Genomic DNA, 625 nt, shown 5'->3' on the forward strand with positions numbered 1-625 from the left:
TGCAAAGACTGCGGTTTTCAATTTACCCGTGACACTCCCAGAGGACGACCGGCAACGGAAAAGGCAATGGCCATCCTGCTTTATACTTTGGGCCTTTCGTTTAATGCCATAGCACGTATTTATGGAGTTGCAACATCGACCGTCATGCGTTGGGTCCGGGATTTCGCTGAAAAAACTTATGAAAAGCCTTCTCCTGGGGAAGCTGTCATCATAGAACTTGATGAGATGTGGCACTATTTACATTCAAAAAAAACAAACTATGGCTCTGGAAAGCTTATTGTCGCGATACCGGTCAACTCATTGACTGGGAATGTAGCAATCGTGACCAAAGCACTCTTGCAAGATTGATGGCAAGGCTTCGCCGTTGGTCTGTCTGGTTCTTCTGTACCGACAACTGGAAAGTATATCCACGGGAAATACCCGAGGACGACCTCATTCAAGGAAAACGGGGAACCGTGCGAATTGAACGAAATAATGCCCGCCAAAGACACTGGTTTGCCCGTTTCAAACGTAAATCTCAGGTGGTTTCAAGGTCCTTGCGAATGGTTGATCTCACAATATCTCTCTTTGCCAGATTTCATGTGAACGGGCAAAGAGAAGATATTTTATCATTCTTTTAGCAATA

Annotated in this window: 2 protein-coding genes; both read left to right on the plus strand. The window is 45.1% G+C overall.

All coding sequences use genetic code 11. The features are described 5' to 3' along the window. Positions 1-348, plus strand: a 348-nt coding sequence (locus ACQRA4_RS13875) for a helix-turn-helix domain-containing protein (RefSeq protein WP_427823636.1), incomplete at its 5' end; no start/stop codon positions are given. Further along, positions 300-620 (plus strand): IS1 family transposase, encoded by a 321-nt coding sequence (locus ACQRA4_RS13880; protein ID WP_427823637.1) that lies wholly within the window; start codon positions 300-302, stop codon positions 618-620. The genes ACQRA4_RS13875 and ACQRA4_RS13880, both read left to right, overlap by 49 nt. Positions 621-625 lie beyond the last annotated feature (5 nt).

It is taken from the genome of Desulfovibrio sp. SGI.169 (assembly GCF_050313595.1).
In the GTDB taxonomy this organism is placed as follows: domain Bacteria; phylum Desulfobacterota; class Desulfovibrionia; order Desulfovibrionales; family Desulfovibrionaceae; genus Desulfovibrio.